The sequence below is a fragment of the Bacillus sp. FSL K6-0069 genome (assembly GCF_038007785.1).
Classification (GTDB): Bacteria; Bacillota; Bacilli; order Bacillales; family Bacillaceae_G; genus Bacillus_A; species Bacillus_A mobilis.
On record NZ_JBBOXN010000002.1, the window covers coordinates 83,015 to 109,788 of the forward strand.

Sequence of the window (26,774 nt, forward strand, 5' to 3'; positions counted from 1 at the left end):
TAAATTCCGATTTAACGAACAGTTGGTATTGTCTTATTTATATGTTATGATGTTATTGTCATTTATTATAAGTTGAGGAGAATTAATATGAAAATTCCTTTTATGAAAGAAAAAACAAAAAAAGTAGAAAAAAGATATTTGCAAGCAGAAACATTTGTACAACTATTCTGTGGTTTAATGATTCCTAGAATACGAGACGGAAAAGACATTGAGACAGCTTGGAATGAAATAAAAGATTACTTTGAGGAACCTCGTTTTAAACATGAAAAAGTATGTTTCAGTAAAGGTTTGAAGTATAATTTCGAAGATCTTATTGAAGCATACAATGAATTATATTATGAAGAAACACCCGTCTACTTCAATTTACTACAAGTATTTAAAGAATACCATGCCAGTGAAAAACAAATATTAGCTGATCAGTTAACCATTTATCAGGTAATGAATACAAGAGTGCCTTATAGTACAGAGTCCTACTTTCCCAACACTAAATAATAGTTTGTAAATGTTATAGTATGAATGACGTATGAATCATCCATAATGAAATTTTCAAGCGAATTAGTAAATAGAATATGATTTCAAAACGACAAGAACATTTGTTCGTTAAAATTGTATTTAACGTGAAGAATAGATAGCTGTTTTTTTATTCTTCGTATATAATCAAATTTCCCACTATGAAAGGATGTTTTTTACTGTGAGATCTAATTTTGTAGATATTGTAGGGTATCAGTTTGAAAAAGTTCATACAGGTGCTATAAAATGGTTGTTAGACTCAAGCAATGAATTGATTGATCACAACGAAAAATCAAATGTGCTTCGCAATTTATATAAAATGTGTGGCATCCTCCCCCCTTTCAAAAGTTCGGATATTGATTTTATAGAGTGTAAACCCGAATTTTCTATCGGAAGTGGAAAAAGAGTGGATCTTGTTATTGAAATAACACTAAATAATGGTGACCTAAAATATATAGTAATCGAAATGAAAGTTGACACTATAGCCAAAAAAGACCAACTTACTGCAACCTACGATGGTTTTCACAGCAGCGAAGATGCTATATTTATTCTTTTCCTGTTTGGATCTTCTCAAATTTGTCAGATTCCAAAACATAAGCACTTTAATACTTTTTGCTTAAATGATATCATGTCTGCCTTTAATAACATTGATAGTGAGCACTATATATACAGGGATTGGATGGACTCTTTGCAAGTCGAGTTAAAAAAAGGTAAAACCATTAAGAACTTACTTCCTACTTTAACTAATATTAAAGATAAAGATTCTTGGCGCAAGAACGGGTATCGTACGCATTTCACTGCTTTTTATTACCTTTACAAACATCTAAAATCCAATTCAAAAAACGAAATAGCCTGGAATATTTACAGTGGTAATAATAATCCAATTATGAATTGGGAACCAGGATGGTTAGATAAAACCATTTCTAATAAAAAAATAACATTCTATTGGGAATTTAATTATCAAGATCTTATTTTAAAAGTTAAATTACCAACGGAAGGGTATCTTTCAAGTCAAGAATTACATCAATTAAAATCAAATATTATTTCAATAGTATCTAAAAATCCCCAAATTAAGGGAAATATTGCTCGTAGGCAATCAATACCTAGAGTATATAACTCCCTATATAAATGGAAGTTTGACTTTTTAACGGAGAGTTTTGAAGAGATAATGATGAAAGCAGAATTAATTATTCAAAAAATTCATCCCGAATTAAAAAAATCTAATTGGGAATTTCCCAAAAGTAAATCAGTATAATACTCCAAAGTATTAGAGGTGTATAAAATGAGTAACAAAGAAAAAGAACGCTTTAAATCACTTGTCGAAAAGCACAAAAAAAATATGCCCTGGTATGTAGTAGAATATATAGAAATGAAAGCAATGCTCTCCCCTGCTACTTTATATGGATATATAACAGAATTTGAAAAGTTTTTTAAATGGATGATTGAGAAACGAATAGCGGTCATAAATGGAAATGTCGCAACTGAAATACATGAAATTCCAATTGAATTGTTAGAAAGCCTACCTTTAAATGAAGTGAATCGATTTCATATGTACCTTAAGAGTGAAGGTATTGAAATCAAAGCAATTAACAGGACCTTTTCGGCTTTAAAATCTCTTTTTAAATACCTTTCACAAAAAACTGAAGATGAATATGGGAATAGCTATCTTTCACGAAATGTAATGGATAAAATAGAATTACATAAAGAAAAAATAGATGCTGCAGCAAGAGCAGATGATGTAGCGAATATGATATTTAATAATAATGATGATGCTGCATTCCTGCGCTTTCTAGCAAACGATTATGAATTTATTCTGAAAGAAACTTCTACTCGTAAATACAATTACTTTTTACGTGACAAAGAACGTGATATTGCCTTAATTAGCCTTATTTTAGGTACAGGGCTACGTGTATCAGAATTAGCAAGTCTTAGCCTATCTAGCGTTAATTTCCGCCAAAAAACTATCAAAGTGATTCGTAAAGGGAATAAAAAATCATCCATACTTGCTACTCAATCCAGTCTAGATGATGTACAAGAGTATTTGAAAGTACGCCAAGAAAGGTATGGTTGTCCTCCAGAAGAAGAAATTATGTTTGTAACAAGGTACCAAGGAAAATACACCCAGCTTTCTGTCCGTGCCATACAAAATTTAGTAGATAAATATACAAGTGCATTTGATGAAAAACGCAGTCCTCATAAACTACGACATACCTATGCTACAAATCATTATAAAGAAAATAAGGATCTAGTATTATTACGCGATCAACTTGGCCATACCTCTGTTGAAGTTACTAGTATTTATACTAATATTAATAACGAGAAGAAACGCGAAGCCATTGATCGATTAGAAAAAAGACAATTTGAATAAAAACAGGATACTTCCTTAAAGAAGTATCCTGTTTTTATACTGTTGAATTTATTACTCAGTGATAAAAAAACTTACCAGCCTGAAACACCAGTTAATACAGCTTGATTGGCTGAATTACATTTATTATACACTTCCCAATAAGCATCTACGATCCAACCTTTTTTATACTCTCTATCAGCTGAGAACGCTGCATATAGTGCTGTGCCTAAATTCACTAATTCGAATTGAGATGCTGACTCAATATTCTTGACTCGTTCTTGTAAATTAGCTGAAAAGGCTTCAATATCCTTTTGTGATGTTAACTGTTGAATTTGTTGGTATAAGTAATTTGAAAGCCCCTTAGCGGGTATATTATTTGATAATGCACTTAAAATCTTTTCAAGTAAACTCTTTTTCATTCTTGTTCAACCCCATTTCAATTTATGTAAACTAAACGTATTAGGTTTTTATATAATACATTATATCATTATATTATGTATTATATATGTAATCACGAAAAATCACCGTTCAATTTTTCTATCCCCCCTTAACTAAATAAAGGTGAAATTTTCATATTCACTTGGAGCAGTTGCCCTTAATCCCAACCACTTTTTCTCTTTTCTTGTTCTATTGTTATGCGTTCTTTATATTCATAAGCCTTTATTTCATTACCTACATCAATTTGGTTAAAAACATCACTTTTCACGTCTATAATTCGCATCTTTTCATTCGTATATAATGTAATAAGATGTTTGTCTGGAGAACCTGTATCACCCATAAGAGGATTTCCAGGATCGCCTTCAATAAATTTTTTATCGATAACCTTCGCCTGTACTAACCTTCCTTTTTTTACTGTCTCTTCTTCAATTTCATATTCTGTCATAGCTGACTGTATTGCCGGAAAAATAAACCACACAATTATAATCGTAATAATAGTTATAAAAAAACACACTATAACATTTGCATTGGTTTTTTCATTAGATTTATGCATTATATTTATCCCTTCCCAGTTATGAAAATCACTTCTCTCTTACTTCTACAATTCTTTCTTTACTGAGTTGAATTCCTTCTTCTTCACTTATAGCTTATTAATATTCATCTCGGCACTCCCCCTTTCAGAGTATTAATTTTAGAATAATATATATATAAATTATATATTTTATATATACGAAAAACAACAATAAACTTAATGAAGTTTATTGTTGTTTTTTGAGCGATGAGTGAATTAACTTTTTTTTCAGAATTTTATTGATAAATAAATTAAAATTACATAATATATCCTGCTTTTCTGCTATGATGGTAATAAATAGGATACTCTATAGGATGGGGGAATATATAATGATTGCTTCGATAAAGGGTAATGAGCAAATCACAAAAATGTTAAATGACTGGTATATAGAGATTCGTGCCAGACATATTGGAAAGGCGCATAAATTAAAAGTTGAAATTGATCAAAAAATACACAATATTGAAGAGGACCAAAACCTGCTTTTATACTATTCTCTTTTAGATTTTCGTCATCAATATATGGTTGATAGTTTAAGCATTGGAAAAGACAGTTTTGATAAGGTTGAATCATTAGAGGTGCCTGCAGATCAGTTTTTATCGTACTACTACCATTTCTTTAAAGCTATTCATTCAAATATTACAGGTAACTTTACAAGTGCGAAAGAACATTACAACAAAGCTGAAGAACTATTAAACCATATCCCGGATGAAGTTGAACATGGAGAATTTTATTTCAAACTATCCACTTTCCATTATCATATCTATAAGCCATTGGCGGCTATCAAAGAAGCAACTAAGGCAAAAGAGATTTTTAAAAAGCATGCAGGATATGAGGCTACTATTGCGTTATGTGATAATTTAATTGGTTTAGCTTGTACACACTTAAAACAATTTGAAGAAGCTGAAGAACACTTTATTACAGCTATTAATACATTTAAAAAATCAGGTGAAGAAAAATTTATTACGTTTGTTCGTCACAACTTAGGATTAATGTATGCTGGCCAAAATTTATCTGAACTAGCAATACGATACTTATCTGAAGTAATACAAGAACTCCCTAAAGACTATAAAGCAATCTTTATTAAGGCTAGAGAGCATATGGAAATGGGAGATTCAGAGGAAACTTCTAACCTTATAGATAAAGGATTAGAAGTTTGTAAAGAGCTTAAAAATGAAGAGTACGAACATCACTTTTGGATTTTAGAAAAGTTAAATCAAAAAGTAACCGCTGACGAATTAGAAAAGACAATTAAAACAGGAATCTCTTATTTTGAGAGAGAAAACCTACATGAGTACGTACAAGAATACGCTAAAAAATTAGCAGTTTTATTCCATCAAGAGAATAACCGTTCAAAAGCAAGTGATTATTTTTACCTTAGCCATCAAGCCGAAGAAAAAAACTTTGAGAAGGAGGCTTTAAAATGAGAAAAGTAATTTTTAGCTTAATCGGGATTACAGCTGCATTCACATTTATTTTGAATTCTAGCCATGCAACTGATACACAGAAAGCGCTTAGTGAGGAAAAAATTGTACAATATGCTCACGGCCATACTGGCGGATGATAAAAAACAAGGGTCTTCACTTCATTGTGAGGACTTTTATTTTTATATGGGGATCCCTATTATAAAATTACAAAATACAATCATTTCAGAATCTTAATATAGAAATTAAAAGTAACTGGTTCCTTTTGCATCCATAAAAGGGAGCTTAAAATTTTAAGAGAGGAATTAACTATTAATGCATACACAAGAAGATTTCTATAAAAAATTAATAGAGGAACAAAGACTAGTAACAATATTTTTAATAAACGGAGTAAGAGTACCTGGCATTATTATTGCTGTTGATAAATTTTCAGTGCTAGTCTCCAGTAACGGAAAGCAACAATTCCTTTATAAACAAGCTATTTCAACGGTTTCTTTATAAATATAAATCTGCTTAAAATTGAATTTTTTTAATTTAAAAAGTGGTAAAAACAAAAAAGGAATCCTTAATAAAAGGATTCACCCCAGGAAATATAGATAAATAAAAAGAATTAAGTTTATTATAAAATAAAAGCATACTAAACATATTGAGAAACAAAAAATATTGAAGGTTGAAAGCAAAGAATAATGTTTGCTATACTAAATGCGCACAAATATATGCAAAATCACAAATAAAATAAGGGCAGCTATGCTAGGCTGCCCTTATTTTATTTTTAATTTCATAATCCGCTATTTAATTTGAGGTATTTATAAACCTAGTACACTAACAATCTGACATGCTTTGGAATTTGCAATATGATAGTACATCTCTAACCCTCTTCTTTCCGAGCGGAGAATCTTGCCACGCATCTTAGATAAGTGCTGAGATACAGTTGATTGAGGGACATCTAATAGCTCTGTTAATTGTGTTACATTACAAATTTTGCGGTGTTCTAGCTCCTTCACAATTTGTAACCTAACTGGATGGGCCATAATCTTTAATAATTCTACATCCGCCTCTGGGATTTTGTACATTTCATTACTTGCTTGAATAGTTGTCATTTTAATTTCTCCTTTTATAATTTTGTTTTATTTTAATTATCTATTTTTAAGTATGTTGTGTTTACTTGAGTACATTGTTCATAACCACTATAATGTTTATTCTTTTGTCTCTCTATCAGATTCAATATATATAAGTATTATGATGACTAAAAATCCAATAAAAGATAGCATAGGTATCGAAATGAAACCGAATAAATTTAAGTAATCTTCTGTACATGAAACTCCTACTGAACAAATCTTCATCTCATTAATAGGAAATGCTTGTATTGTAATTTGATATACAGATAATATTAAACCGATACACGTAAATGGAAATGCATACATGCTGACGCGCGGATCTTTTCTATACATTCCTATCCCCAATATTAATACTAATGGATACATGGCCATTCTTTGGTACCAGCATAAATCACATGGCGGCAGCTTCATCCATTCACTAAAAAATAAACTAATTAGCATTGCACTAGTAGCTATCATCCAAGCAATTGCAATGTGGTACTTACGAATCCATTCCATTTTATGTTCTCCTCACACGATTTTAATTGTATTGAAGGTTTTATAATAAGGATGCAATATTATCTCAATTATCTATTTAGAATGTCACTAATTTATTTCCGTATTTGGAATAACCGGTTTCAATGGATAGTATCCAATCATTTAGATCTTCCCAGTCATACCCCTTATCTTTCAACTCTGGTGGAAAGCAATTCTCAAAATCATCACGCATTCCGTACATAGTTTCTAATGCTGTTTCTAGTGGACCGAATCTATATACAATATGTGTTTTCACTCGTTTGTTTTTCTTTTCTGCTACAGCCAAATATACATATCGTCTTTCCTTTGCTAAAACGAACTTCAAAAACCCTGGAATTTGACTCATCTAAAAAATGCCCCTTTCGGTTTTCCTTACCCCTTTCTTTTGTATACGAGTAAGGAAAACAAGCGTTTTTGCCGTATTAATTTAAGAGGTGTCTCATTTTTTTGCTTTGAAAATACAAGACCACACTCATCATCACAATATTTATTACACCGGCTGCAGCTCCAATTTTTGCAATAACATATACAAATTCATTACCGCTAAATGGAAATAGACTCAAAAAAATAAAAAAAGTAGAAATAAAAAAAGATAAGAGCATGTTTCTTTTGTTCCCATTCATTCAAGAAACCTCCTTTTGGAATAAGTATTGATATTAAGCTGCATCATTACGGTTATAATGCCGATTCTTTTCATCTACAAATCCTTTAATGCCCCACACACCAGCCTTTAATTCTTTTGCTTCTTTTTCTGCTTCTAGCATTTCAGGTAGAAATGTAGTATTAAGTCTAGAGATATAGGCTATAATCCCATAACCAGACTTGACCATTAATTCATTAATATGTATTCCGTTACAAAATACATAAGCCAATTTCCTACCGTATTTGTCTTCTTTTTGTCCCCGATCATAAACCAAAGTTACACTTTTCCCTTCTAGTTGTTTCTTTAAAAAGGAAGAGGCTTCTTTTCCCATCTTTTGTGGTGGGATTTTTTGAGATACAGACTCAGGAGTATCCAATAACAGTAACCGTACCGTCTGTTTCTGCCTCTTTACGTTCACGTCTATCGTATCTCCGTCCTTTATATGTAATACCTTCCCTTTAACAGTCTCTAAGTCTTTTATTTTTCCCTTATAAGCTTCTGGAACATCAACAATACCTTTCCCTTCCATGTGCTGTTGTATCCCGTTTTGTACTGCTTGGGCAGGTCTTGATTCATTATTTATTTGTGTCGAATTGCTACATGCTGCCATTTGAAGTACGAATGATGTTAAACAAATAGCCTTAATCCATATTTTCATATCGAAATTTCTTCCTCCTAATCAAAATTCGTAAATAGCTGCATCTCAAAAACAAATAAAAAAGGACACACCTATGGCATATATATGCGTAGGTGTGTCCTTTTGCAAGATAGTTTTAGAAGTATTTTGTTACTTTCATCATATCATATTTCTTATTAATTTTATATATGAAATTTAAGATTTTGCGATATTATTTCTTCTTCTCATATATAAACGTGACTCTCTTCTGTGTAGAGTCATATGTTAATTTCGCATCGAATGATTTTCCTGTTTTTTTCGATATGAATCCTTTTATTGTATCCGTCATATTCTTTTCTAATAATTTCTTGATTTGACTAGCTGTAATTCTTTTTTCAAGTATCATTCCTGAAACAATGAAATCACAGCCCTTCTTGTACTGTTCGCATAGATAGTTTGTTTTCCCTATTATGACTCTACTCTGGCATAATGGGCATTTACCTACTGTACGATCCTCTGCAGTTGGAAATTCAAAACAAATACTAAGGTCCGGGTTTAATCGAATCGCAGCTGTGAATTCTCCTTTTTCTCCACTAAAACCACTAATGAAGTCTGTTACATTGTTATTCACTAGTTTTTTAATCTGGCTATCGGATAATTTCTTTCCTTTAATTTTAGCCGGCAACATAAAATCGCATCCGTTTTGATATTCTGAGCACCCAAAAAACGTTTTACGGTTTAGGATTTGTCCTTTTTGACACTTTGGACACTGACCTAGCGATAATTCTTCAACTGAAGGCAAATTAAAGCTGACTTCACCGTTAACGAATGCTAAATAAGCAGAAAATTCTTTGCCATTAGATTTAAATCCTTTTATAATGTCCGTTTTATTTTCTTCAAACAGTTTTTTAATTTGTGCTGCAGGAATCGTTTTTTCTTTTATTCTTTTGGGTAATCCAATGTTACAGTTTGGATGATTGCTACACCCGAAAAATTTCCCTCTATCTAAAATTATTCCATTTCCACAAGGACATTGGCATACTTCTATTTGTTGCTTCCAGGTCTCTATTAGATTGTGCGAAACCGTGTCAGGTATTCTTATAATCTCTTGTGCTATTTTTTGTACAAATGTATTTGTTTGGGCAATGAAGTCTTCATAACTCATTTCATTCTTTTCAATACGGTGTATCATTCCTTCCATTTCAGCTGTGTATAGTGGATCTTTAATTTGTTGAACAGGAAATTGTTCAATAAAGGCACGTCCAATTGGAGTCGTAGTAATTTTCCCTTTTTCAATGGCTATATAGTTCTTCTCATGTAAAGCTGGAATAAAGGTTGCTTCGGTTGCAACGGTTCCAATTCTTTTCCCCTTCATTAATTCCTTTAAATGTTCATCGTCTATTTTACGTCCTGCTGTTTCCATAAAGGTCAGAATGGAGCTTTCTGTGTGTAGAGCAGGTTTCTTTGTTTTGGATTCTAGTAATTCAAAATCGCAGATTTGAAGTTCCTGTCCTTTCTGCATAATAGGAATTTTAAATACTTCCACACTTTCTTCCTCTACTTCCTCTTGAAACACTTCTAGAAATCCTTTTTCTCGAAGTACACTTTCTTTTGTTTGATAGATATTTCCCATCGCGTCAATAAGTAATACTTCTCTTACCAGGTATACTGCAGGACGCATGAAATTACCCACAAAACGTTTTACTACGAGGCTATATAGTTGTTTTTCAATCTCTGGACGACCTTCCTCTTGATATTGTTTAGTCGTAGGTATAATAGCAAAATGACTTGATACAAGCTCATCGTTGAATGTTTTATGTTTCACATCAATTGCTTCAATATCTACGGATTGTACCAGTAAAGAATACTGACTCTTAGCTAGTGCCTGCATAACACCTTTTACACGCTCTACTTGCTCTGTAGGCAAATGCCTAGAAGATGAACGAGGATATGTAATAAACCCTTCTTCATACAAGTTCTGAATATGTTTTTTTGCAGTTTCAGCATTAATTTGCAATTGCGCATGGGCATCTTTATACAGATCTGTTAAGTTATATAGCAATTTAGGATTTTTCTTCCTGGTTCCCTCTTTAAATTCTTCTACTACAAGATATTGCCCTTTCAAATTTTCTCCCAAACTTCTTAATGGCGATGGGTTTAACACTTGATCTTCTGTTTTCATAACCGGTGTAAGTCCTAAATCTGTTATTAGCTGCAGATGATAATAAGATTGCTCTCTATAGTTTTCAATTGCTAATTCGCGTTGGCGTATCTCATTTAATAAACACATTTGTACACGGCCAGATGACAATAAGAATTTATTTTGTGCTAATTTTGTGGTACATCCCCTGGTTATATTCATCCCTAATAGATAATCCAGATACTGCCTTGCTTTAGCAGAATACGCCAGTCCATCGTATTTAGATGCGCTTTCTAATCGATTGAGAGCTGCTTCAAGTTCTGCAGCTTCAAAAGAGGATTTAAATACGCGAGATTGCTTTTTATTCACACCTGCATATTCGTACACTTCCCTATAGATTAACTCTCCCTCTCGGTCCGCGTCACATACGTTCACCGCATGGTCAACATCAGGACGTTGCAGTAGTTTAACAAGGATTTGTAATTGTTCAGCATTTTCTTGTATCACTTTATAAGCTGGCTGATAAATTAAAGGTAAATGTTCTAACTTAAACATTTTATACTCTGGATCCATCTCTTCCGGATTTTTTAGTTCCAGCAAATGTCCACGGCACCAACTGACAATATAATGATCATTTTCATAATAACCATAATAAGGCTTGCTACCAATGTACTTTTGTGAGTGACGGAATCGTGGCGATTTCATAATTTCATTGGCCACTTTTGATTTTTCTGCAATAAATAGCGTTTTCCCCATAACTTTTCCTCCTTAAACAAAAAAAGGACACACCTACGCTATGGTTATGCGTAGGTGTGTCCTTTTGCAATATGATTTTTTAGTATTGGATTATTTCTATTATAGCACATTATCTATGTTTGTATGTTTCGTACATAGTATTTATATATATATATAAAATAAAAGAAATTAAGACTAAGATTGCTAGCAAATAATAAACTTATTAATATTATTGCTCCAATAGGGTAATTATTAAGTTCACCTTGTTCAAACTAAGTATCGTTCTTGTTTTTTTAATTGAATTAAAATATCCTTATTTTGTTCTAATCATATTATCACCGACCACAACATCGATGTTATCTCCAATATTTATATGTTCATACAAGCTTTTCTCAACTGACACTTTATATTCTTTCTCCTCTACATTTACTTTTAGATAATACCTTTTCTCACCATCAGAAACGCTTGTACTTGTCGTTGTCATCGGTACACTCATGTTAATACCCGGTACAAACATAGAAGACGTATCAAAGGTTGTATCCATTTCAAGATCTTCTTCCTTTTCCTCTTTCCCTAATACTACTCCTTGTTTATCTTCGCCACTTAAGTGTTCCTTTTGTTCCTGCAACATATGATCCACCAATTTATTACCTTGGTATTCACTGTACCAAACAAAACCAAATACCAAGCAGATCCCAAACAAAACTGCTCCTGCATTCACTTTCCAATTCATCTAAAAATCACACCTTTCTATCATCAGTGATTACTTTTCCACGAAATGCTGTAAACGTCCCCATGTTATCAACTCATATTTAAATTAAAGTAATAATTTTTATTCGAATCTAAAGCCAACCAAACATTTTAAGAATAAATGAAATTCCCATAGTAATAATAAAAACAACTGTCATAAATACAATCACTCTTTTAAAAGTTCCGTGACTCAATAAATATCATCTCATTTCTGTATAAAAATCATATTAATATTACTCTTAGGATCTATTATTAAAATTTTTTCTTTATTCAATGCCGATTCTAATATTTCTTTTGCTTTAGATAGAGTATACATTCCACTCATTCCTCTTAACTCTCCACTAGTTATGATAACTTTAAAATTTTTCATTTTGTTATTATCACAATTTCCACATGTGCCCTTAATATCGGAAATATTGTTTTCCTTACCGCAATCTTCACATTGAAAAAGTAATCCCACTATAAACATCTCCTATATTTAAAGCTTTTAATTATTTGCTACTACATTCGAATGGATTTTTAAAAATATTATTTAACCTCAATTACAATAACAATTAGCTTTAAAAATAACCTTTATTCAATAAACTCTCTAAACCGTCCGCAAACTCTTTATCTTCTTGCCATTTACTTGTTCTCTTTATATCGATTACTTCAGAGATAAAACGATGTAGTCCATAGTTTGTTTTACAAACCATTTGAGCCAATTGCTCCATATTTAATTCGATATTTACATTACAATATTGTTCCTTATCTAAATGTTTATAAAAATGTTTCCCAGTTGCCATTAACTCTTCATCCTCACTTTCCTCGCAATTTAACATCTATTTATAGTCCCTCTGGTTTTAGTAAAACCTTTACTTTATTTTTAAGAGCACCTTCCAATTCATAATAACTATAGTTTTCTTCAAGGAAGTGTTGAAAAGTGTCATATACACTTCTTCTCCATATAGTGTTATCAATCATCGGTTTAATTTTGTCATCTAGCTTCATTAATACATCCTTTAGGTTATCTCCATTAGCAACAGGGAGCCAAGAGCCTTCATTATAGAAATAAAACCCTAATTCCGTACTCAATTTTCCTTCACCATCTGTAATCTCTCTTACTTCATATGTGTGATTCGGATGAGGTGCAACCACTGCCCATATGCCTCTACTATATCTATCTTCCCAACATTGTAAATTCCAATTATGTTTTGATATTAATTCTTGTAGCGCATCCATTCTATTGCCTCCTATTGGATTAATTATGATTTATGCGAAAGTTAATTATGTAATTTTCCATTAAGAAAAGTTGCATAGGATTTATCTAACAAATTAAGCAGTTTCGTTAAATCCTTTTCATTTCGGTAACCAAACATTACTCCCTTGGTAAAATCACAATCTATAACACCGAGGAAAGGTAAAAAAATAATTAATTCGTTAAAATCAACCTTTGTTTCTTCATAATATATATAGTTATCTACCTCGCTCTTACGAGCATACTCTTTATAAAAAGAATAAAAATCCCGGTGAAATTTTGCTTTTAGTGGTGTAATAGGTATTTGTATACTACTCTCACCTATTGTTAAGCATCTTTGATAGAGTTGTAAGACACTTTTTTTAGTTACAGTAATATTTTTCTTCAAAGTAATTAAAACTATATTTCTATCGATTTCTTCAACATTCCAATATATCAAACTACGATTCATCAATTGGTTACACCTCACTTATTCCTTTTCAGGGTGATTGGAATATTATCGGATTTTTAATAGGACATAACTACTATATTATTACCGTTAATTTGAATATGTTTTAAATTAGCTCCTTTTGGTGCAAGCTCCGGTTTAAAGTTACTTTCTTCAAAAAAATGGACCTTTGTACCTTTCCCGGGTTTCCCGAGAACAAGAGAATTATTTTGACGTTTTTTGATTTTTTTCATTTTGATTCGCTCCTTTTCTACAAATTTCAAATTTAAAACCAATTAACAATTTCCCCTAAATTAATTTAAATCCATCATGCATCTTTATTTTTCCAAAGTAATTATATTCCGCTACTACTATCTCACCACAAATGAACTTCCATGTATCATTATTCAACTTTACAACAAATTGCTCACCTTCTTTTAAACCCTGTATAACTTCACCTTTATTATTATAAATATAGGAGTCTTTTGTTACTTCAACTTTAATTTCTTTTTTCATCTTATTCATATTCCTTTTTACTATAAATAAGGTAAAATGATATATTGTAATTATTAAAACCAAAAACACGATCAGAAAGAGACAACCATTAAGCATAATATTAAATCTTTCCACCGTATCTCCCTCCTTATTTAATATTTCATTAAAAAAGGACACACCTATGGCAGTGGTCTGCGTAGGTGTGTCCTTTTGCAACGTAATATCAATATATTAACTTACATTAATTATAACACTTTTTATATTCTTACTCAATTTAATTTATATAATCACAGATAATATTTACTCCATCAGACATCTCAAAATACACCCTTTATTTCTAAAATATATTTTTAATCATTCTTTTTCATCTCAAAATCTTTTTGGTTTCCTTTTAGCTTATAATACTTCATGTTAAGACGAATAGATACTATGGAGATTACTATGAACCCTATTACATATAACATGTCTCTCTTTCCCCATTTCTTATTGTTTAGCGAACTTATTATGTAAATATTTCACATGTTTCTTTTCAATATCCTTATCCATAATGTTCGCTCGCAATATTGTTTGGTAGATGTGCTGGACCTCATCATTTGTTAGTTGCGCTTCAGTATATAATTCAATACATTTTTGTAGTTCGTTATAATACAGGACATGTTTATCATTAGATTGAACATTTACTCTTTTTAGACTGCATTTTGGATGGAACGCTGCAATAGAGATGGTCGGCAGTTGTTGTTCCATTACCCATTCAATAGCTTTTATATGTTTATAATTTTGTCGAAATGGATTTTGAAAAGAAGATTTCTTTCTAAAAATACTCTGTGTCCACCTTGCAGATTTCTCATTTCCACAGATCCAACCTTCGTAGTTTTTCGTCTCTATAACAAATACACCGGTTTCCGCGATAACAATATGGTCAATTTGCGTTGTATCACCATACTCAGTATGAATCGTAACATCATGTAACACGCAATACTTTTCTGAATCCAATTTGCTCAATGTACGCTTCACTAATTTTTCTCCAACTTTCGCTTTCCATTTTGGTACATGTTTTTTCACAACAATATTCAATGGAATTAGAATTGCAATGAGAATTAATTCGAATATCAATACTTTCATTGTAAAATCCTCCTTTTCACACTCTTACGTTTTTGCGCATTAGACGATAGATATACGTTTCTAATCCTAAAATAAAATATGAGATACATAAGCCCTTTATCACCATCTCTACAAATCCTAAGGCTAATGAAAGAAGGAGCCCGCCCCTAAACGGAAACGGTCTTGTCACTCTTCGATTTACTGGTTTTTCAATAACCCCAAAATTTGCCCAGGTAGGCAAACGCTTTTCCACATTCTTTACAGTGCCCGTTAATCCGTATTTTAGCGATAAAATGAAACATCCAATTAGTAAATATACGATAGATGAAAAATAGATAGATAGACTTATAACGATAATTGTAAGCAGCCAACCTATTAAAATAGAATTTCGCAAAGCAATATATTCCCGATTTCTTCTCAAAACAAACATTCCTTTCAAAATAAATTAGGGTATTTTTAAATGGAAAATATTTACATTTAAAAATAAGCATGATATGATACGTCTATATTAAATTTTGAAATAGCCTATAAAGGATTGTGATAGATATGTTAAAACTTGTAGTAGATAATACCGTAACAGAAACAGAACCAGAACCAAAAACAGATTCAGCTTTTTCTAACTTTTTCACCTGCAAAGACTGCGTATATTATCTTTCAAAATCAGATTCTTGCAGTCTACAATTAGCAGCTGATTCAAATAATCCCCTTATCCCTTATGAATGTGGGAACTTTGAAGAAACCTATGAAATTGGAACGGAAGATCCATTGAATTCACATATACATCAACGACTTCGTGAAGAAAAAGCGCAAATGTTAGCTGAAAATTATCCAGCACAACCTTCTATTGATCCGATTCATAAAGATGCAATGTGGTATGGAACAATAGATTTTGGTTGTTGGATTGTAAATGACTCAAAAAAACGCTTTACTCTTGCAGAACAAGTTCCTTTTAATAATAACTGCCCAGAAAAATATGCTTCTCCTTTCCCTTTACATGATCACGGAGCAAAAGAAGGCATCAGACACTATATGTGCTGGTATGTGAACGAAAAGGGCATAGGCGAATACCATCTACTTATTGGCGGTGTCATCATGAAAATTGCAGAAGGAGTTAGAAAACTTGGATTCAATGACTAATCACATCTATAAGAAAAGAATGTTAGAACATACAATAGTATTTACCCTGGTACACCTCGTACCAATTCTTATTTCAACCAGCATCATATATTTAGCCATGGAACTTTCTAATTCGGAGTGGCATATTTTGCTTAGTTATGAAGGGATATTTACAATTCTGTTCCTTATAACGAGGTTCCTAGTCTTTCAAACAAAGACAAGTATTCTTTCTATGAAACAATACGAGAAATGGTTTTCCGAGTTAAATATTATTTTAGTTTCCATTTTCCTTGTCAGTTTTGCAGGCATACCAGCTCTACTACAAGTTGTGTTCATTCTACAAATGGCACTCACTTTCTATCTGTTAGAGCGTAGTTGTCTGTATATCGAAAGATTGACAATACATAATCTCTATACAATACAAGAAATCATTTGCGACAAAAAACAACTAAAAATTGATCGAATTATTCCCTATAATGAGGAACACGGAACTCTTACCATTCAAACTAAAGATGAACAATATTTTTTATATAGAGCAGTGTATCTAAGTGGCATATTATCTCCTATAACTAAGGAAACATTTGCGGAATATGAAAGAAGTAACCTAATGGGTAGATAAAAGGTACTGAATTTAGATTCAGTACCTTTTCCATCTTTATATATGGTTCTTTACATATTAGCAAATAGCCATGGAGCGAGTACGGCTAACATACACAGCAAACAAGATCCTGTTATGACACGGTTAGACCAACGATAATACTCAGGCTGTTTCGTACTTTCATGAATCTTTCTTAAACGAATACCTGCAATTAACATAAATGGTGTGAAAATAAGTGCTGTTGCTTTAAACAGGTCTAAAAAATCCGTAAAGATGTTCATAAACGAAAATACATCGGAACTAAATAAGAAGTACACACTTAGTCTCATGGACATCATGCTAATAAATGAGAAAATCATACTCCCAGTCGCCCACTTCATCCATTGACCATTCTTTGTAATTAATGCCATAACCATGACAATAACGCCTAATACGAATGAAATAGAAAAGATATTTACTCCTACTTTAAAAGCCGGTGCATACATACCTTCAATCTTTTGTATGATTGATGAGCCAAATGAATCATCTTTCTCTGTTGCTTTTGCTCGATTGTTTAATCCCTTTTGAAAGGACGACGAAAGTTCGCTCCCTTTTCCTTCATTAAAACTTGGTTTTACAGAAGCTTGAGCCGCTTGTAAGGGTATAAGTAGTAAAATCATTAAAATAAGCGTACATAGGACTCCAATCATCCCTTTTTCTTGTTTCATCACACATCACCCGCTAATTTCGGTTTAACGCTTTTTAATTTGATTTGATTTCCTTCCGCAACATAATAAAGATCTGCTGCATAATAGATATTTGCTTTCGTATATGCTCCCATAATAGCATTCGCAATTTCTTCCTTCTCTACTGCAATGTATGTTTCATTTTCATTGTAAAATTCAATTTCAATTCGATTAATATTATTATTTAGTACTGTGATATGTAACTCTTTTAGGCTATCTAGACGATTTCCTAATCCACATACTAATTTAAATACTTTATTTGCAATTGTTGGTGGTTTAACATAAGTCGTATTAAAATGAAGAGTTTCATCATCTATCACACCATCTTCCTCAACTTCACACGTCATAATGAAAGAATGATTTTGCTTTTCGATTTCTTGTTGACTCAACTTACGATCAATGACATACTTCACGCTTGTTGACAGGTTTTCTATATATTCATCCAGTTCGGTATTTGAAATTTTAACCTCTGAGAATTCCGGAAAAATCATATAAGCATGTACATTTGAGCTACTTTTACTTACACGTAATACCTGAACTTGTTTCTTTTCATAGCGCACCGTTTGTTCTAATTTTTCTACTACATTGTTACTTAGGGAATTAATAATCATTTACATTCACCTTTCAAAATTGTTATTTTTTTAACTCATAAATATTTTTTACTTCATATAATCCTCATGTTTGGATTTAATCTATTTTAAGCATTGTAATATTGCGGAGAGTTCTCAGTTCTCCTGTTTTAAGATTATAATCACTTAATCTTAAACATTTTAATATTACAATGACGTACAATGTCTCATTATAGTCGAATATTCTTATATGGTGAATCATTCTGTCCCACTCATTTGTACAAAAATAAAAAAATGTTTTATCCTTGTACAAATGAGTGGAAAAATGCTGCATTCATACTATCTGTCTATAAAAATACAACTAGGAAATTAATTTATATATTCCCTAGTTGTCTATCACTCCATTCAACTAATGTATAAGAATACGGTGAATCAATTTGTAATTCTAAATACAACGGTTGATTTTCTGGTAAGATTTCTCCCTCTGTATGAATCCAATAACGCTTGTTATCCGACATATTCAGTACGCGTGTCAGTCCTTGTTCTCGTCTTATTACTTTTGCAGTCCACCCAACCCGATTCATATCTTCTACCTCTGATACTCCTTGTGGAAAAGGTAGATTCTGTTCTGTTTCTAGTGGGATTGGCAACTGTTTTAGTTCCGAAAACGTCTCCTCATATTTAAATACTTCCTCTGGTATATCCTCATCGCTCGGAAAAGGAATTCCATATTCTGCTTCAGAAGCAGGAGTATGATGAAATTCTTCAGCATACTCCACTTCTTTTGCAACTTCCTTGTCCTGCTCAAACGCTTTTTCTTCTTCGCCTACATTTATTCGAATAGATGTAGCAACTAAATCGTATATATTGGCTACATCCTTTTCTAAGGTAATCTCTTTCGTTGGAACAGTAACACGTTCTTGTTCCCTACCAATAGGTCTATTTTCTCTCGGACACCAATAAACAGGTCGTTCCACCGGTTCTGGCCCTTTTTCTTTTTTCTTCTCTTCTATCAACATGTTTCTTTTGGTTTTGCAAACTACATAAACCATATAGCAAATTAGTGCGATAAGAAGTTTCGTAAACATGACTTTCCCCTCTCGTTTAACCAAATAAATCAAACTCAAATTGTCCTTCAATTACTTTATTTTTTTGTTTTCCTTTTCCTTTCTTTTGAGAACCATCTACTTCCACAATCAATTCATCCCAGAGTGTAATGTCTTGTTTTTGTACAAGCATACGCTTATCGGCATTCAATGTTGTTAAAGTACGTATGATATCTTCTACATTCCCGTCAATTTCAAGTTTACGTTGCTTTACTACAACGCCAGGAACTTTTTCTTCTTGGATATATTCAACGGCTTTTTGCACAAATTTCGCATCTTCCATATACGATACGTCAAATGTACTCGGTAATGTTTTCACCCAGTTTGTAAATTGGATCTCAATTGATTCAAACACTGGTGTAATTACTTTACCGATATTTGCAAGTACTCGCTTAGATTCTTCCGATGCTGCCTGTGTCCACTCTTCTGTTGAACCTTTTAATTGATTCCCGCTTTTAATATTTTGGATTAATAACGTCTGAAGATCTCCTGTATCACCAAGCATTGCATTCAGTCCATCACTTGTTGCATCACCATTCATTGCTTCAGCAGCTTTATTCTTTTGGGCAATTAATTGCGCCATCTGTTCTTGGAATGTTTCTCGATATCCAAGATAGAAAGTTCTGCATTGCTTTGTTTGACCAATGCGCCAATGTCTTCTTGCAGCCTGATTTAATGTAAATAAGCTGAATGATAATTGGTAGAAAATTAATGTTGGCGTCGCCAGCAAGTCCAATCCTACCTTAACTAATTCTTGTGAACAGATGATAACATTCACACCGCTATTTACTTGCTCTTTTAACCATGCACTGCGCTTTGGCGGAGTAACTGTATTCGTACGAAGTATAGCTACTTTTGCCCCAGGCACTTGCTCTGCAACCTTTTGTAAACGAGGCTGAATGTCTCGTTCTTTCACTGTAGATCCTGTATCAGATACATAAATGATGGTTGGACGGCCTTCAGAGATTTCAGTATGCAATATTTCTTGCAGCTTCTTCTCCTTCGGCTGTATACAATCCTCATCAAATCTGAATTCTTCGTTGGACCAAACTAATTCTCTTTCCGCATTATCTAAGTGATAGTTTGGGTAGTGATTCATATTGTCTGGATACGAATTTCCTGTACGAATATAAGAGAGCCATAGTTTCCCAACATCTGGTGTACCTTTCGCCCCTTCAATCGCCTTCTCAAAAGATTCTTTCATATGCTCATAAGCCTGTTTTTGTTCTTCCGACATATCGACAAGAATCGTAGGTACATTAATTAACTCCACAGGATTTGGCCACACATCTTTTAAGCGCACATTAATGGTTGTATCCATTAAAAATTGGGTAAACACATAAGGTGAAATACCAGGTACGACCTTGGTTTTATCTAAATTACCTTGTGCTCCACGTGAAGCTATATTAGATGTGACCTCACCATCATGGTAATATGTTCTCTCGATATTTCCGTAGGTTTCATTCCATTCCATTAAAGAACTATATTCAAACCCACTTTTCACCATTTTTTGAGGGAACAGACGCCATAACGTATAGAATACGTCGCTTGCGCGCCCACCAAATAATGTACCTGTTCCAGCTACGACTTTCTTACAAACCCTTGCTAAACTTCCTAAAGCAGTTCCTTGTGCTGTTTCACTCTTTAATTCGTGAACTTCATCAACGATAAGAGCATCAAAGAAGTGTTTCATTTTTCTACGAATATACTCAACAGTAGCTACCTTTCGATATGCTCTTCCTGATTGTTTCGCATCATATGGCTTCACACGATTCTCTAGCTCTAGTTGTTTTTGCAGCGGTTTATTTCCCTCTTTTATTGCTTGTACTAATTTATTTTCATATTTGGTCCAATCTTTAAAACTCGCATATTTCGTTTTTACTTTTGGACTCCAAATGTTTGAATTACAATCAGCACATACACTATTTTTATTTGTTTTCGAATCTAAGTCACTTGCTGTAAAATCTTTATACTGGCAGACTTCTTTCTGTTCACCATTAGCTTGTTGAACTATAATAGAAGACGTTTTTTTACGTAACTTAGCACCACAATCTGGACAATAGTATCCATTCTTATAATATCTTTGCACCTCTTCCTCCGATTTCTTGGAAAGTGCAATTTGCTTATAAGGTAATGGCATCTGTTTAATAGAATCCCCTCGCATTGTAGTAAAACTAATGACAAAGAAGGTTGGCTTTTCTGGTTTTGGTCTTCCTGCCTGGATCCAAGATTGATGAATGCGAATTAAATCCTCTGTACGTTTAATCAGATGTACATCTGCGTCTGGTATTAAGTGTCGTATTTCTTCTTTTGCCCACTTCTCAGTTAGAGTCGGTGGCACAAATACGCAGGTACGATATCCTTTTTGTCCTGTCAAATGGAAATATCCATCTACTGTCGCTGTCATAATTGCACTTTTTCCGCTCGACATTTCCCCCTGTATAATGATCCCTTTTTGTACTTGTAATGCTTTTGCTGCACCTGTTGCTACATGTGCCTGTACAGGGAATAATGGTCTTTGGTATGTATCAAAATGAGATAATGCCTGTTCTTTCATCGGTTGATGTAAAGGCTCATCTAATTTTGTTACTTTATCAAGCATGACAGGCGAATATTCCAATAGATATTCATTTAAATCATTAATTTCATTGATCTTTTCACCTGTACCCTCTTGCGGGAATTGACATTTTCCAGTACGTATCATTTCTGATAAAAACTCTTTACAATCCTCCTCTTTTAACGCTACCTGCGCAATAGATAGAGAAGTAAATTCATTTCTATCAAAATACACATTTAATGGTTGTAACAAATTTCTTGTTAACATCTCTTCATAAATTGGTTTCGCCCATTCTTCTAAAATTGGGAGACCATATGGAGGAGCCATTAAGAAATCTCTTACTTGCATTTCTGGTGCTTCATCAATTGCCACAATATACTTTTCTTCTAATTCTTTAGAAAACGCAATAATTGCCTTTTTTCTATTTACTGTTTGTGTATTTATAAACTCAAATTGCCCTTTCGAATTTACATTCATTTTTTTGCCTAATACATAATGTAATTCTTCTTTTTGCCCCTCTCCAAAATACAAACGACTAGTACCCATTGATATGGCTGCTCTGAATGACTTTAATGTACTGTCATTCGCACCTAACACTGCAAATTGCATTTGGTTGTTATGATTAACTGCCATAGCAAAGCAGAAAGCTGAATGTGAAGCAGTGCCTGTCTCCAATTGCAACATCGCTGGTGTTTGTTCCTGGTCAAATGTATCTTGTTGAATTATTTCTTGTAACATAAGTTTCCCTCCTAAAATAAAAAACGCATCTTATTCGATACGTTTCATGTCCTACTCATTCAATTTATTGGTTAAAAATCTATAAACTGTTTCCACTCTGGTAATGATTGTTCAGCCGCATGGAGCATATCACTGGCACCTTGAAAAACAGAGAATTGCTCTAATACTTCCAAAGATGTACCTGCACCTAATTGAGAAGCACATAAACAAATAACTGTAAGTACAATAGCAATACGAAATATACGATTGCTAAACTCCCATACAATGTATAGTGCTCCTATCCCTAACAGTACAGACATATCTCTCTTCCTTTCCTAGACAAGTTCTTTGACTTCACCAGTTGGTGTTGCGATGATAAATTTCGCGCGGCGTTTTTGTAATACAACTTCTTTCGTTGTTGTTTCCAGTTTCTCGAATGAAGTTTCAAAAAACACATTTTCAGAACCACGAACAGCATGGAGTGTATCACCTTCACCAAGCAATCCATCTGCCACACCCGTTATCAGCAATAGTCCTAATTGTCCAGAAGCAATTGGCATCTTTGCTCTCTCTGCAGCTGTTTTCTCAGCTTGAAGTGAGTAACCATTTCCTCTATTTAAGCGTTTCTTTAATGTTAAGATCCCCTCTGATTTACCTACACCTTCATAAGCATCTTTATAATCTACGCGAGATGTGAAAATTAATTTATTTTGATTTCGTAATGTAGGTATAGTCCAACTTTTACGATTCACCATTTGCGCTAATGTATTTACATGTTCTCTAACAAAATCTAGTTCTGACATATTCTCACAAAAATTAGCGAATCGATCGTTAAAATATGTATCATTTTTCGTAGCTGCACGCTTACGGCCAATAAAGACACATTGTTTAAATTGCTCAAATTCTTCATTTTCATCACCAAAACGCATTAACCCGATTTCCTCGTAATTCTTAGCTAAAAAGTAGCTAATTTCATCTCGAGCAAAACGATCGTATGGAATGACATACACCATAATGCCACCGTCTTGTAAATAATGGTGTGCACGCTTTAAGAAGTTAAACTCCATTTTCTCTGATTTCTTTTTTTCTGTCCGAAGCTCTGTATTATACGGTGGGTTTAAAAAGATAAGTGGAAAATAGTCATGACTAATCATCATACTTTCAAAGCTAGAGCGTATTACTACGTCTAATTGCTCTTTTGCTTTGTTATATCGATTTGCATCTAATTCCACACCATATGTATCAAGTTGTATACCAACTTGTTTCACCGCATCTGCAAAACTTCGTAAAATTGTACCTTCTCCACAACATGGATCAAAGCAAGCATAAGCTCGCTCTGATTCCATTTGTAATAACTGTATTAAATGATTCCCTTCTGTTAGTGGTGTTGGATAAAATCCCGCCGCTAAATCATTTCCTAAAATTGTCGATAGGTAAGTCTTTGAGGTTATCTCCAACTTTTCCCCCGATCCGCACGGTACGTGCCACTTTCACGGCATACCGCGGTCCACCTATATTGTAGTTTTCTTTTCATCTAATAATGATAAGCTCTAAGCAAACAACGCTAGTTGTTCATGTTCCATATCCACTTCATTTTGTGATTACATACAGATTTCCTCATTTTTGACTAATTTCCGCAATTTATTAAGTTTGCCTAACTGTTCCTCGTTGAGTTTTAATTTATTGAGGAATTGGTTTATGGTTTCTATATTGGTCGCGTGTATTAGTGTATGGACACTTGGCTTGATGATGGTAAGATTTTTGTAGCTGTCATCCCTTGTTTCACTCCATAATCGCTTATGGTGACAGTGGATGTCCCAAGGCGAGAGTTTCTCACCTGTTACACTGCATCTTCCTTTTTGTGCAATATAAAGAGAAATTCGATTATCATTGTATTCTATGGTTGCCCGTTCATTTATAACTGGGTTTTCTCTTAACCATTTCAGTTCCGCTTCGGTTATTTCTGCCAAGTTTTTGTGTATAAGGGCTCGTCCTTCTGCGGTGTATCTGTTAATAGATTGCTTTTTCATCATCGGTTTTTTGTGTTGAATATAGGAGATTGGTAAAATAGGACATTTCATGAGAAATCTCATCGCTTTTGACTTTAGGTATGGTTTAATACCTCTGTCTTTCCCTTTATATTTCCCTATATTCGTGTATCCGTTTGTGTTGCTTTTTCCTCTAATTTTTGACTTTGGGAATCTGTTATACATCATGTGACCAAGACTATGGTTCATTTTACTGAAATCCAGGGAAGCATGCGTTGCTATTTTATAATAGTTGTGCTTACCAATGACCATGCTGTTGTATATACTGATTCTCTTAATTGTTTCATTAGAGTTTGGGGTTCTCTGTATCCTTTTCACTTGTTTTGCTAAATCTTGTTTTGTTTTTTCCAGTGCTTTTGGAGAGATGTGTGTTACTGCAATGTATCGTGTGTTACCGTTCTTCTTACCTTTCTTTACAGCCTTAAGAGTGAAACCTAAGAATTCACTCTGTTGCTTTTTCAGATTGGTTACTTTAGACTTTTCGGTTGAGATAGGCAGTTTTAGACGTTCTTCTAACCACATTTGAGTTGCTTCGAAAATTTTCTCCGCATTCCTACGTGTATTTGTAAAGATTTTAAAATCATCTGCGTATCTTACGATATACATTGGTTTCATCTTGGATGTTTTGGATAGACAATATGTTACAGTGTCATTACTCCAAATCCCATCTTTCAATCTCGGCTTTACCTTCTTGGCTTTGAAAGTTTCCCATTGATTACTAATCCACCAGTCAAATTCGTTAAGGTTAACATTGGCGAGTAGTGGACTAAGGATACCACCTTGCGGGGTACCTTTGGTCGGAAATATCGTTTTGCCGTTAGGCAGTTGCACTGGCGCTTTCAATATTTTCCGGATAATGACTAGTAGTTGTTTGTCACGAATACCCAGTGTCCATAGTTGGCGCATGAGTTTGACGTGACTTACTTCGTCAAAGAATCCCTGAATGTCTATATCCACCACATATGTAAGGTTTTGCTGATTTACCCGTTTTGTTGCGTCTGCTATAGCATTTTCAGCACTTCTGTTTGGGCGAAATCCATGACTTCGGTTACAGAAGTGTGCTTCACAGATAGGCTCCATTACTTGTAAGATGCATTGTTGGATAATCCTATCCCACATACTTGGTATTCCCAGAGGTCTGGTTTTCCCATTGGGTTTCGGTATTTCCTTGCGCCTTACTTTCTGCGGTTGGTAGTTTTGAAAGCGTCTTTTTACTTCGTTCAAGAAATAGCTTTGTTCCATTCTCTCAATATCCTTAATGTTTACATTGTCACAAGCTGCTGTTTTACTCCCTTTGTTTCCTTTAATATTACGAAACGCGAGGAGTATATTTTCATCTGATATAATGATAGGCATTAAATTTTTAAAAGAATTTTTCTTTGTTGCCTTCTGGTATAAGTTATCTAAGAAAGTTTGGATACCGTAGTATTCGTTGTGTCTTAGTTTCTTATTCTTTGGCGTGGACTTAGTTCTATCATTCATGGTCTATCACCTACTCTCATATTGATTTGGTGACCTTTTGAGTCTTACCAGAATCCATGCAAGATTAGATGAAATTTCAGTTCCTACAAATAGGCTTATGGCTGTTCCTCCAATTCCATTACAGAATCTTCAACGGTCGTGCCACTACTCTCACCACTATTAAGAATACTTCCCTCGGTTACCCGTTTCGTATTCAACTATATCCGCCGATAGAGTCATAGACCCAACGTTAGTGGCTTTCGACGTTCCGTTCAGACTATCGTTGTTTTAAAGATCTTTCAATCTCCGATTTAGGTGCTTGCTTTACCCCGTGTCTAGCTCCGTTGCCTGTAACAACGTTAGGATTGGTCACTATGCGATGTTTCCAATCCATTAGACAAGTCTTATTTTCAGACTCCGAATCATTTCTGACCCGTAAACCTATCGAGGTGTACATTCGCAAGTTCGTCAGTGTTTACACATTCTCACCTTGTCGGTTGACAGCATACGGTACTTAGTTAGTTCCAGCCGGTTTATTATTCCTGCTGGCTTTCGGTTATCCATATAGACACTACGAACCGTAACCGCATGTTTTACCCTGCTTCCAACATCTCACTCTGCCGAGTGTATGCAGTTGGGAATCTCACTGGGAGAGTTTCGGGGCGTTACTCCTTCATTCCTCTCACTCGCCTGAACAGTTATCCTACTCTTTATTGTTTTCGATGTTTCTACAATTAAGAATAGTCCTCGTTGTCGCCTATGCTCCCGCATTACTTACTCGAGAACGTCTCGCACCGCATAATCGTTCCCTC

The 26,774-nt window shown here is 33.6% G+C and carries 32 protein-coding genes; 8 read left to right on the forward strand and 24 right to left on the reverse strand.

Annotation, left to right across the window (positions count from 1 at the left end):
- Nucleotides 1-87 precede the first annotated feature (87 nt).
- The 3 genes from MHB74_RS27575 to xerS all read left to right on the forward strand — a co-directional run bounded on the left by MHB74_RS27575 (nucleotide 88) and on the right by xerS (nucleotide 2,878).
- The gene (locus MHB74_RS27575) at nucleotides 88-492 is read left to right on the forward strand and encodes a hypothetical protein (protein WP_000701128.1); all 405 of its coding nucleotides are present in this window, start codon (nucleotides 88-90) and stop codon (nucleotides 490-492) included.
- Nucleotides 493-679: 187 nt separating this feature from the next.
- Nucleotides 680-1,765, forward strand: coding sequence for a PD-(D/E)XK nuclease family protein (locus MHB74_RS27580; RefSeq protein ID WP_002073815.1), 1,086 nt, complete (start codon nucleotides 680-682; stop codon nucleotides 1,763-1,765).
- Nucleotides 1,766-1,792: 27 nt separating this feature from the next.
- Nucleotides 1,793-2,878, forward strand: coding sequence for a tyrosine recombinase XerS (gene xerS / locus MHB74_RS27585; RefSeq protein ID WP_000066152.1), 1,086 nt, complete (start codon nucleotides 1,793-1,795; stop codon nucleotides 2,876-2,878).
- A gap of 71 nt (nucleotides 2,879-2,949) precedes the next feature.
- Here the strand turns inward: xerS and MHB74_RS27590 are convergent, their stop codons facing one another.
- Both MHB74_RS27590 and MHB74_RS27595 read right to left on the reverse strand, forming a co-directional pair.
- Nucleotides 2,950-3,276 carry a hypothetical protein gene (locus tag MHB74_RS27590; protein ID WP_000749219.1) on the reverse strand — a complete coding sequence of 109 codons (327 nt, stop codon included), beginning with the start codon at nucleotides 3,274-3,276 and terminating at the stop codon, nucleotides 2,950-2,952.
- Nucleotides 3,277-3,452: 176 nt separating this feature from the next.
- The gene (locus MHB74_RS27595) at nucleotides 3,453-3,848 is read right to left on the reverse strand and encodes a hypothetical protein (RefSeq protein WP_000549611.1); all 396 of its coding nucleotides are present in this window, start codon (nucleotides 3,846-3,848) and stop codon (nucleotides 3,453-3,455) included.
- A gap of 347 nt (nucleotides 3,849-4,195) precedes the next feature.
- Here MHB74_RS27595 and MHB74_RS27600 point away from each other — a divergent pair, with 347 nt between their 5' ends.
- The 3 genes from MHB74_RS27600 (at nucleotide 4,196) to hfq (ending at nucleotide 5,788) form a co-directional block, all read left to right on the forward strand.
- Nucleotides 4,196-5,290, forward strand: coding sequence for a Rap family tetratricopeptide repeat protein (locus tag MHB74_RS27600; protein ID WP_000561969.1), 1,095 nt, complete (start codon nucleotides 4,196-4,198; stop codon nucleotides 5,288-5,290).
- Complete coding sequence (locus tag MHB74_RS27605) at nucleotides 5,287-5,427, forward strand: hypothetical protein (protein ID WP_001233271.1); 141 nt, start codon at nucleotides 5,287-5,289, stop codon at nucleotides 5,425-5,427. The genes MHB74_RS27600 and MHB74_RS27605 overlap by 4 nt, the downstream gene beginning before the upstream one ends.
- A gap of 175 nt (nucleotides 5,428-5,602) precedes the next feature.
- Complete coding sequence (gene hfq, locus MHB74_RS27610; RefSeq protein ID WP_000557400.1) at nucleotides 5,603-5,788, forward strand: RNA chaperone Hfq; 186 nt, start codon at nucleotides 5,603-5,605, stop codon at nucleotides 5,786-5,788.
- A 305-nt stretch (nucleotides 5,789-6,093) separates the two neighbouring features.
- On the opposite strand, the gene MHB74_RS27615 is transcribed toward hfq, so the two are convergent.
- The 15 genes from MHB74_RS27615 to MHB74_RS27685 all read right to left on the reverse strand — a co-directional run bounded on the left by MHB74_RS27615 (nucleotide 6,094) and on the right by MHB74_RS27685 (nucleotide 15,486).
- Complete coding sequence (locus tag MHB74_RS27615) at nucleotides 6,094-6,387, reverse strand: ArsR/SmtB family transcription factor (protein ID WP_000207870.1); 294 nt, start codon at nucleotides 6,385-6,387, stop codon at nucleotides 6,094-6,096.
- Nucleotides 6,388-6,483: 96 nt separating this feature from the next.
- Nucleotides 6,484-6,903, reverse strand: coding sequence for a disulfide oxidoreductase (locus tag MHB74_RS27620; protein WP_000454806.1), 420 nt, complete (start codon nucleotides 6,901-6,903; stop codon nucleotides 6,484-6,486).
- A gap of 76 nt (nucleotides 6,904-6,979) precedes the next feature.
- Nucleotides 6,980-7,267 carry a hypothetical protein gene (locus tag MHB74_RS27625; protein ID WP_000078380.1) on the reverse strand — a complete coding sequence of 96 codons (288 nt, stop codon included), beginning with the start codon at nucleotides 7,265-7,267 and terminating at the stop codon, nucleotides 6,980-6,982.
- Between the two features lie 76 nt (nucleotides 7,268-7,343).
- Nucleotides 7,344-7,544, reverse strand: a complete 201-nt coding sequence (locus MHB74_RS27630; protein ID WP_001014120.1) for a hypothetical protein — start codon at nucleotides 7,542-7,544, stop codon at nucleotides 7,344-7,346.
- Nucleotides 7,545-7,577: 33 nt separating this feature from the next.
- Nucleotides 7,578-8,222, reverse strand: a complete 645-nt coding sequence (locus MHB74_RS27635) for a thermonuclease family protein (protein WP_000708141.1) — start codon at nucleotides 8,220-8,222, stop codon at nucleotides 7,578-7,580.
- Nucleotides 8,223-8,412: 190 nt separating this feature from the next.
- A complete protein-coding gene (locus MHB74_RS27640) occupies nucleotides 8,413-11,076 on the reverse strand; it encodes a type IA DNA topoisomerase (RefSeq protein ID WP_000520746.1) in 2,664 nt (887 codons plus the stop codon).
- A 292-nt stretch (nucleotides 11,077-11,368) separates the two neighbouring features.
- Complete coding sequence (locus MHB74_RS27645) at nucleotides 11,369-11,788, reverse strand: hypothetical protein (RefSeq protein WP_001104249.1); 420 nt, start codon at nucleotides 11,786-11,788, stop codon at nucleotides 11,369-11,371.
- Nucleotides 11,789-12,010: 222 nt separating this feature from the next.
- Nucleotides 12,011-12,274: a hypothetical protein gene (locus MHB74_RS27650; protein ID WP_011167263.1), complete on the reverse strand. Its 264-nt coding sequence runs from the start codon at nucleotides 12,272-12,274 to the stop codon at nucleotides 12,011-12,013.
- A gap of 91 nt (nucleotides 12,275-12,365) precedes the next feature.
- Nucleotides 12,366-12,626 (reverse strand): hypothetical protein, encoded by a 261-nt coding sequence (locus MHB74_RS27655; protein WP_000930819.1) that lies wholly within the window; start codon nucleotides 12,624-12,626, stop codon nucleotides 12,366-12,368.
- 4 nt (nucleotides 12,627-12,630) lie between these two features.
- Nucleotides 12,631-13,026, reverse strand: a complete 396-nt coding sequence (locus MHB74_RS27660) for a hypothetical protein (RefSeq protein WP_000339405.1) — start codon at nucleotides 13,024-13,026, stop codon at nucleotides 12,631-12,633.
- Between the two features lie 41 nt (nucleotides 13,027-13,067).
- Entirely contained in the window at nucleotides 13,068-13,493 is a 426-nt protein-coding gene (locus tag MHB74_RS27665; protein WP_001082099.1) for a hypothetical protein, read from the reverse strand.
- A 56-nt stretch (nucleotides 13,494-13,549) separates the two neighbouring features.
- Nucleotides 13,550-13,723 carry a hypothetical protein gene (locus MHB74_RS27670; RefSeq protein WP_002163368.1) on the reverse strand — a complete coding sequence of 58 codons (174 nt, stop codon included), beginning with the start codon at nucleotides 13,721-13,723 and terminating at the stop codon, nucleotides 13,550-13,552.
- Between the two features lie 55 nt (nucleotides 13,724-13,778).
- Nucleotides 13,779-14,099: a hypothetical protein gene (locus MHB74_RS27675; protein ID WP_000439354.1), complete on the reverse strand. Its 321-nt coding sequence runs from the start codon at nucleotides 14,097-14,099 to the stop codon at nucleotides 13,779-13,781.
- Between the two features lie 348 nt (nucleotides 14,100-14,447).
- Complete coding sequence (locus MHB74_RS27680) at nucleotides 14,448-15,086, reverse strand: nuclease-related domain-containing protein (protein ID WP_000865998.1); 639 nt, start codon at nucleotides 15,084-15,086, stop codon at nucleotides 14,448-14,450.
- A 16-nt stretch (nucleotides 15,087-15,102) separates the two neighbouring features.
- A complete protein-coding gene (locus tag MHB74_RS27685) occupies nucleotides 15,103-15,486 on the reverse strand; it encodes a hypothetical protein (protein ID WP_002163370.1) in 384 nt (127 codons plus the stop codon).
- 125 nt (nucleotides 15,487-15,611) lie between these two features.
- On the opposite strand from MHB74_RS27685, the gene MHB74_RS27690 reads away from it, so the two are divergent.
- Both MHB74_RS27690 and MHB74_RS27695 read left to right on the forward strand, forming a co-directional pair.
- Complete coding sequence (locus MHB74_RS27690; protein ID WP_000916415.1) at nucleotides 15,612-16,202, forward strand: hypothetical protein; 591 nt, start codon at nucleotides 15,612-15,614, stop codon at nucleotides 16,200-16,202.
- Complete coding sequence (locus MHB74_RS27695) at nucleotides 16,186-16,800, forward strand: hypothetical protein (protein ID WP_000377937.1); 615 nt, start codon at nucleotides 16,186-16,188, stop codon at nucleotides 16,798-16,800. Before MHB74_RS27690 ends, MHB74_RS27695 begins: the two co-directional genes overlap by 17 nt.
- A 50-nt stretch (nucleotides 16,801-16,850) precedes the next feature.
- On the opposite strand, the gene MHB74_RS27700 is transcribed toward MHB74_RS27695, so the two are convergent.
- The 7 genes from MHB74_RS27700 to ltrA form a co-directional block, all read right to left on the reverse strand.
- A complete protein-coding gene (locus MHB74_RS27700; RefSeq protein WP_000806908.1) occupies nucleotides 16,851-17,486 on the reverse strand; it encodes a hypothetical protein in 636 nt (211 codons plus the stop codon).
- Nucleotides 17,486-18,115 (reverse strand): hypothetical protein, encoded by a 630-nt coding sequence (locus MHB74_RS27705; RefSeq protein ID WP_000586356.1) that lies wholly within the window; start codon nucleotides 18,113-18,115, stop codon nucleotides 17,486-17,488. Before MHB74_RS27705 ends, MHB74_RS27700 begins: the two co-directional genes overlap by 1 nt.
- A gap of 332 nt (nucleotides 18,116-18,447) precedes the next feature.
- Entirely contained in the window at nucleotides 18,448-19,161 is a 714-nt protein-coding gene (locus MHB74_RS27710) for a hypothetical protein (RefSeq protein ID WP_000494457.1), read from the reverse strand.
- Nucleotides 19,162-19,177: 16 nt separating this feature from the next.
- Complete coding sequence (locus MHB74_RS27715; RefSeq protein ID WP_000938774.1) at nucleotides 19,178-22,474, reverse strand: DEAD/DEAH box helicase; 3,297 nt, start codon at nucleotides 22,472-22,474, stop codon at nucleotides 19,178-19,180.
- Between the two features lie 71 nt (nucleotides 22,475-22,545).
- A complete protein-coding gene (locus MHB74_RS27720) occupies nucleotides 22,546-22,773 on the reverse strand; it encodes a hypothetical protein (protein WP_000114818.1) in 228 nt (75 codons plus the stop codon).
- Between the two features lie 15 nt (nucleotides 22,774-22,788).
- Nucleotides 22,789-23,910, reverse strand: coding sequence for a DUF6094 domain-containing protein (locus MHB74_RS27725; protein WP_000406895.1), 1,122 nt, complete (start codon nucleotides 23,908-23,910; stop codon nucleotides 22,789-22,791).
- A gap of 144 nt (nucleotides 23,911-24,054) precedes the next feature.
- Entirely contained in the window at nucleotides 24,055-25,983 is a 1,929-nt protein-coding gene (ltrA, locus tag MHB74_RS27730) for a group II intron reverse transcriptase/maturase (protein WP_000999901.1), read from the reverse strand.
- Between the last annotated feature and the right edge of the window lie 791 nt (nucleotides 25,984-26,774).

Bases quoted from the DNA above. Each gene is read 5' to 3' on its own strand.
- MHB74_RS27710 (WP_000494457.1), bottom strand. From the start codon at position 19,161: ATGTTTACGAAACTTCTTATCGCACTAATTTGCTATATGGTTTATGTA.
- MHB74_RS27625 (WP_000078380.1), bottom strand. From the start codon at position 7,267: ATGAGTCAAATTCCAGGGTTTTTGAAGTTCGTTTTAGCAAAGGAAAGA.
- MHB74_RS27670 (WP_002163368.1), bottom strand. From the start codon at position 13,723: ATGAAAAAAATCAAAAAACGTCAAAATAATTCTCTTGTTCTCGGGAAA.
- MHB74_RS27715 (WP_000938774.1), bottom strand. From the start codon at position 22,474: ATGTTACAAGAAATAATTCAACAAGATACATTTGACCAGGAACAAACA.
- MHB74_RS27575 (WP_000701128.1), top strand. From the start codon at position 88: ATGAAAATTCCTTTTATGAAAGAAAAAACAAAAAAAGTAGAAAAAAGA.
- MHB74_RS27680 (WP_000865998.1), bottom strand. From the start codon at position 15,086: ATGAAAGTATTGATATTCGAATTAATTCTCATTGCAATTCTAATTCCA.
- MHB74_RS27665 (WP_001082099.1), bottom strand. From the start codon at position 13,493: ATGAATCGTAGTTTGATATATTGGAATGTTGAAGAAATCGATAGAAAT.
- MHB74_RS27615 (WP_000207870.1), bottom strand. From the start codon at position 6,387: ATGACAACTATTCAAGCAAGTAATGAAATGTACAAAATCCCAGAGGCG.
- MHB74_RS27650 (WP_011167263.1), bottom strand. From the start codon at position 12,274: ATGTTTATAGTGGGATTACTTTTTCAATGTGAAGATTGCGGTAAGGAA.
- hfq (WP_000557400.1), top strand. From the start codon at position 5,603: ATGCATACACAAGAAGATTTCTATAAAAAATTAATAGAGGAACAAAGA.
- MHB74_RS27640 (WP_000520746.1), bottom strand. From the start codon at position 11,076: ATGGGGAAAACGCTATTTATTGCAGAAAAATCAAAAGTGGCCAATGAA.
- MHB74_RS27700 (WP_000806908.1), bottom strand. From the start codon at position 17,486: ATGAAACAAGAAAAAGGGATGATTGGAGTCCTATGTACGCTTATTTTA.
- MHB74_RS27590 (WP_000749219.1), bottom strand. From the start codon at position 3,276: ATGAAAAAGAGTTTACTTGAAAAGATTTTAAGTGCATTATCAAATAAT.
- MHB74_RS27705 (WP_000586356.1), bottom strand. From the start codon at position 18,115: ATGATTATTAATTCCCTAAGTAACAATGTAGTAGAAAAATTAGAACAA.
- MHB74_RS27660 (WP_000339405.1), bottom strand. From the start codon at position 13,026: ATGGATGCGCTACAAGAATTAATATCAAAACATAATTGGAATTTACAA.
- MHB74_RS27600 (WP_000561969.1), top strand. From the start codon at position 4,196: ATGATTGCTTCGATAAAGGGTAATGAGCAAATCACAAAAATGTTAAAT.
- MHB74_RS27690 (WP_000916415.1), top strand. From the start codon at position 15,612: ATGTTAAAACTTGTAGTAGATAATACCGTAACAGAAACAGAACCAGAA.
- MHB74_RS27620 (WP_000454806.1), bottom strand. From the start codon at position 6,903: ATGGAATGGATTCGTAAGTACCACATTGCAATTGCTTGGATGATAGCT.
- MHB74_RS27580 (WP_002073815.1), top strand. From the start codon at position 680: ATGTTTTTTACTGTGAGATCTAATTTTGTAGATATTGTAGGGTATCAG.
- MHB74_RS27635 (WP_000708141.1), bottom strand. From the start codon at position 8,222: ATGAAAATATGGATTAAGGCTATTTGTTTAACATCATTCGTACTTCAA.
- MHB74_RS27595 (WP_000549611.1), bottom strand. From the start codon at position 3,848: ATGCATAAATCTAATGAAAAAACCAATGCAAATGTTATAGTGTGTTTT.
- MHB74_RS27655 (WP_000930819.1), bottom strand. From the start codon at position 12,626: ATGTTAAATTGCGAGGAAAGTGAGGATGAAGAGTTAATGGCAACTGGG.
- MHB74_RS27605 (WP_001233271.1), top strand. From the start codon at position 5,287: ATGAGAAAAGTAATTTTTAGCTTAATCGGGATTACAGCTGCATTCACA.
- MHB74_RS27630 (WP_001014120.1), bottom strand. From the start codon at position 7,544: ATGAATGGGAACAAAAGAAACATGCTCTTATCTTTTTTTATTTCTACT.
- xerS (WP_000066152.1), top strand. From the start codon at position 1,793: ATGAGTAACAAAGAAAAAGAACGCTTTAAATCACTTGTCGAAAAGCAC.
- MHB74_RS27645 (WP_001104249.1), bottom strand. From the start codon at position 11,788: ATGAATTGGAAAGTGAATGCAGGAGCAGTTTTGTTTGGGATCTGCTTG.
- ltrA (WP_000999901.1), bottom strand. From the start codon at position 25,983: ATGAATGATAGAACTAAGTCCACGCCAAAGAATAAGAAACTAAGACAC.
- MHB74_RS27720 (WP_000114818.1), bottom strand. From the start codon at position 22,773: ATGTCTGTACTGTTAGGGATAGGAGCACTATACATTGTATGGGAGTTT.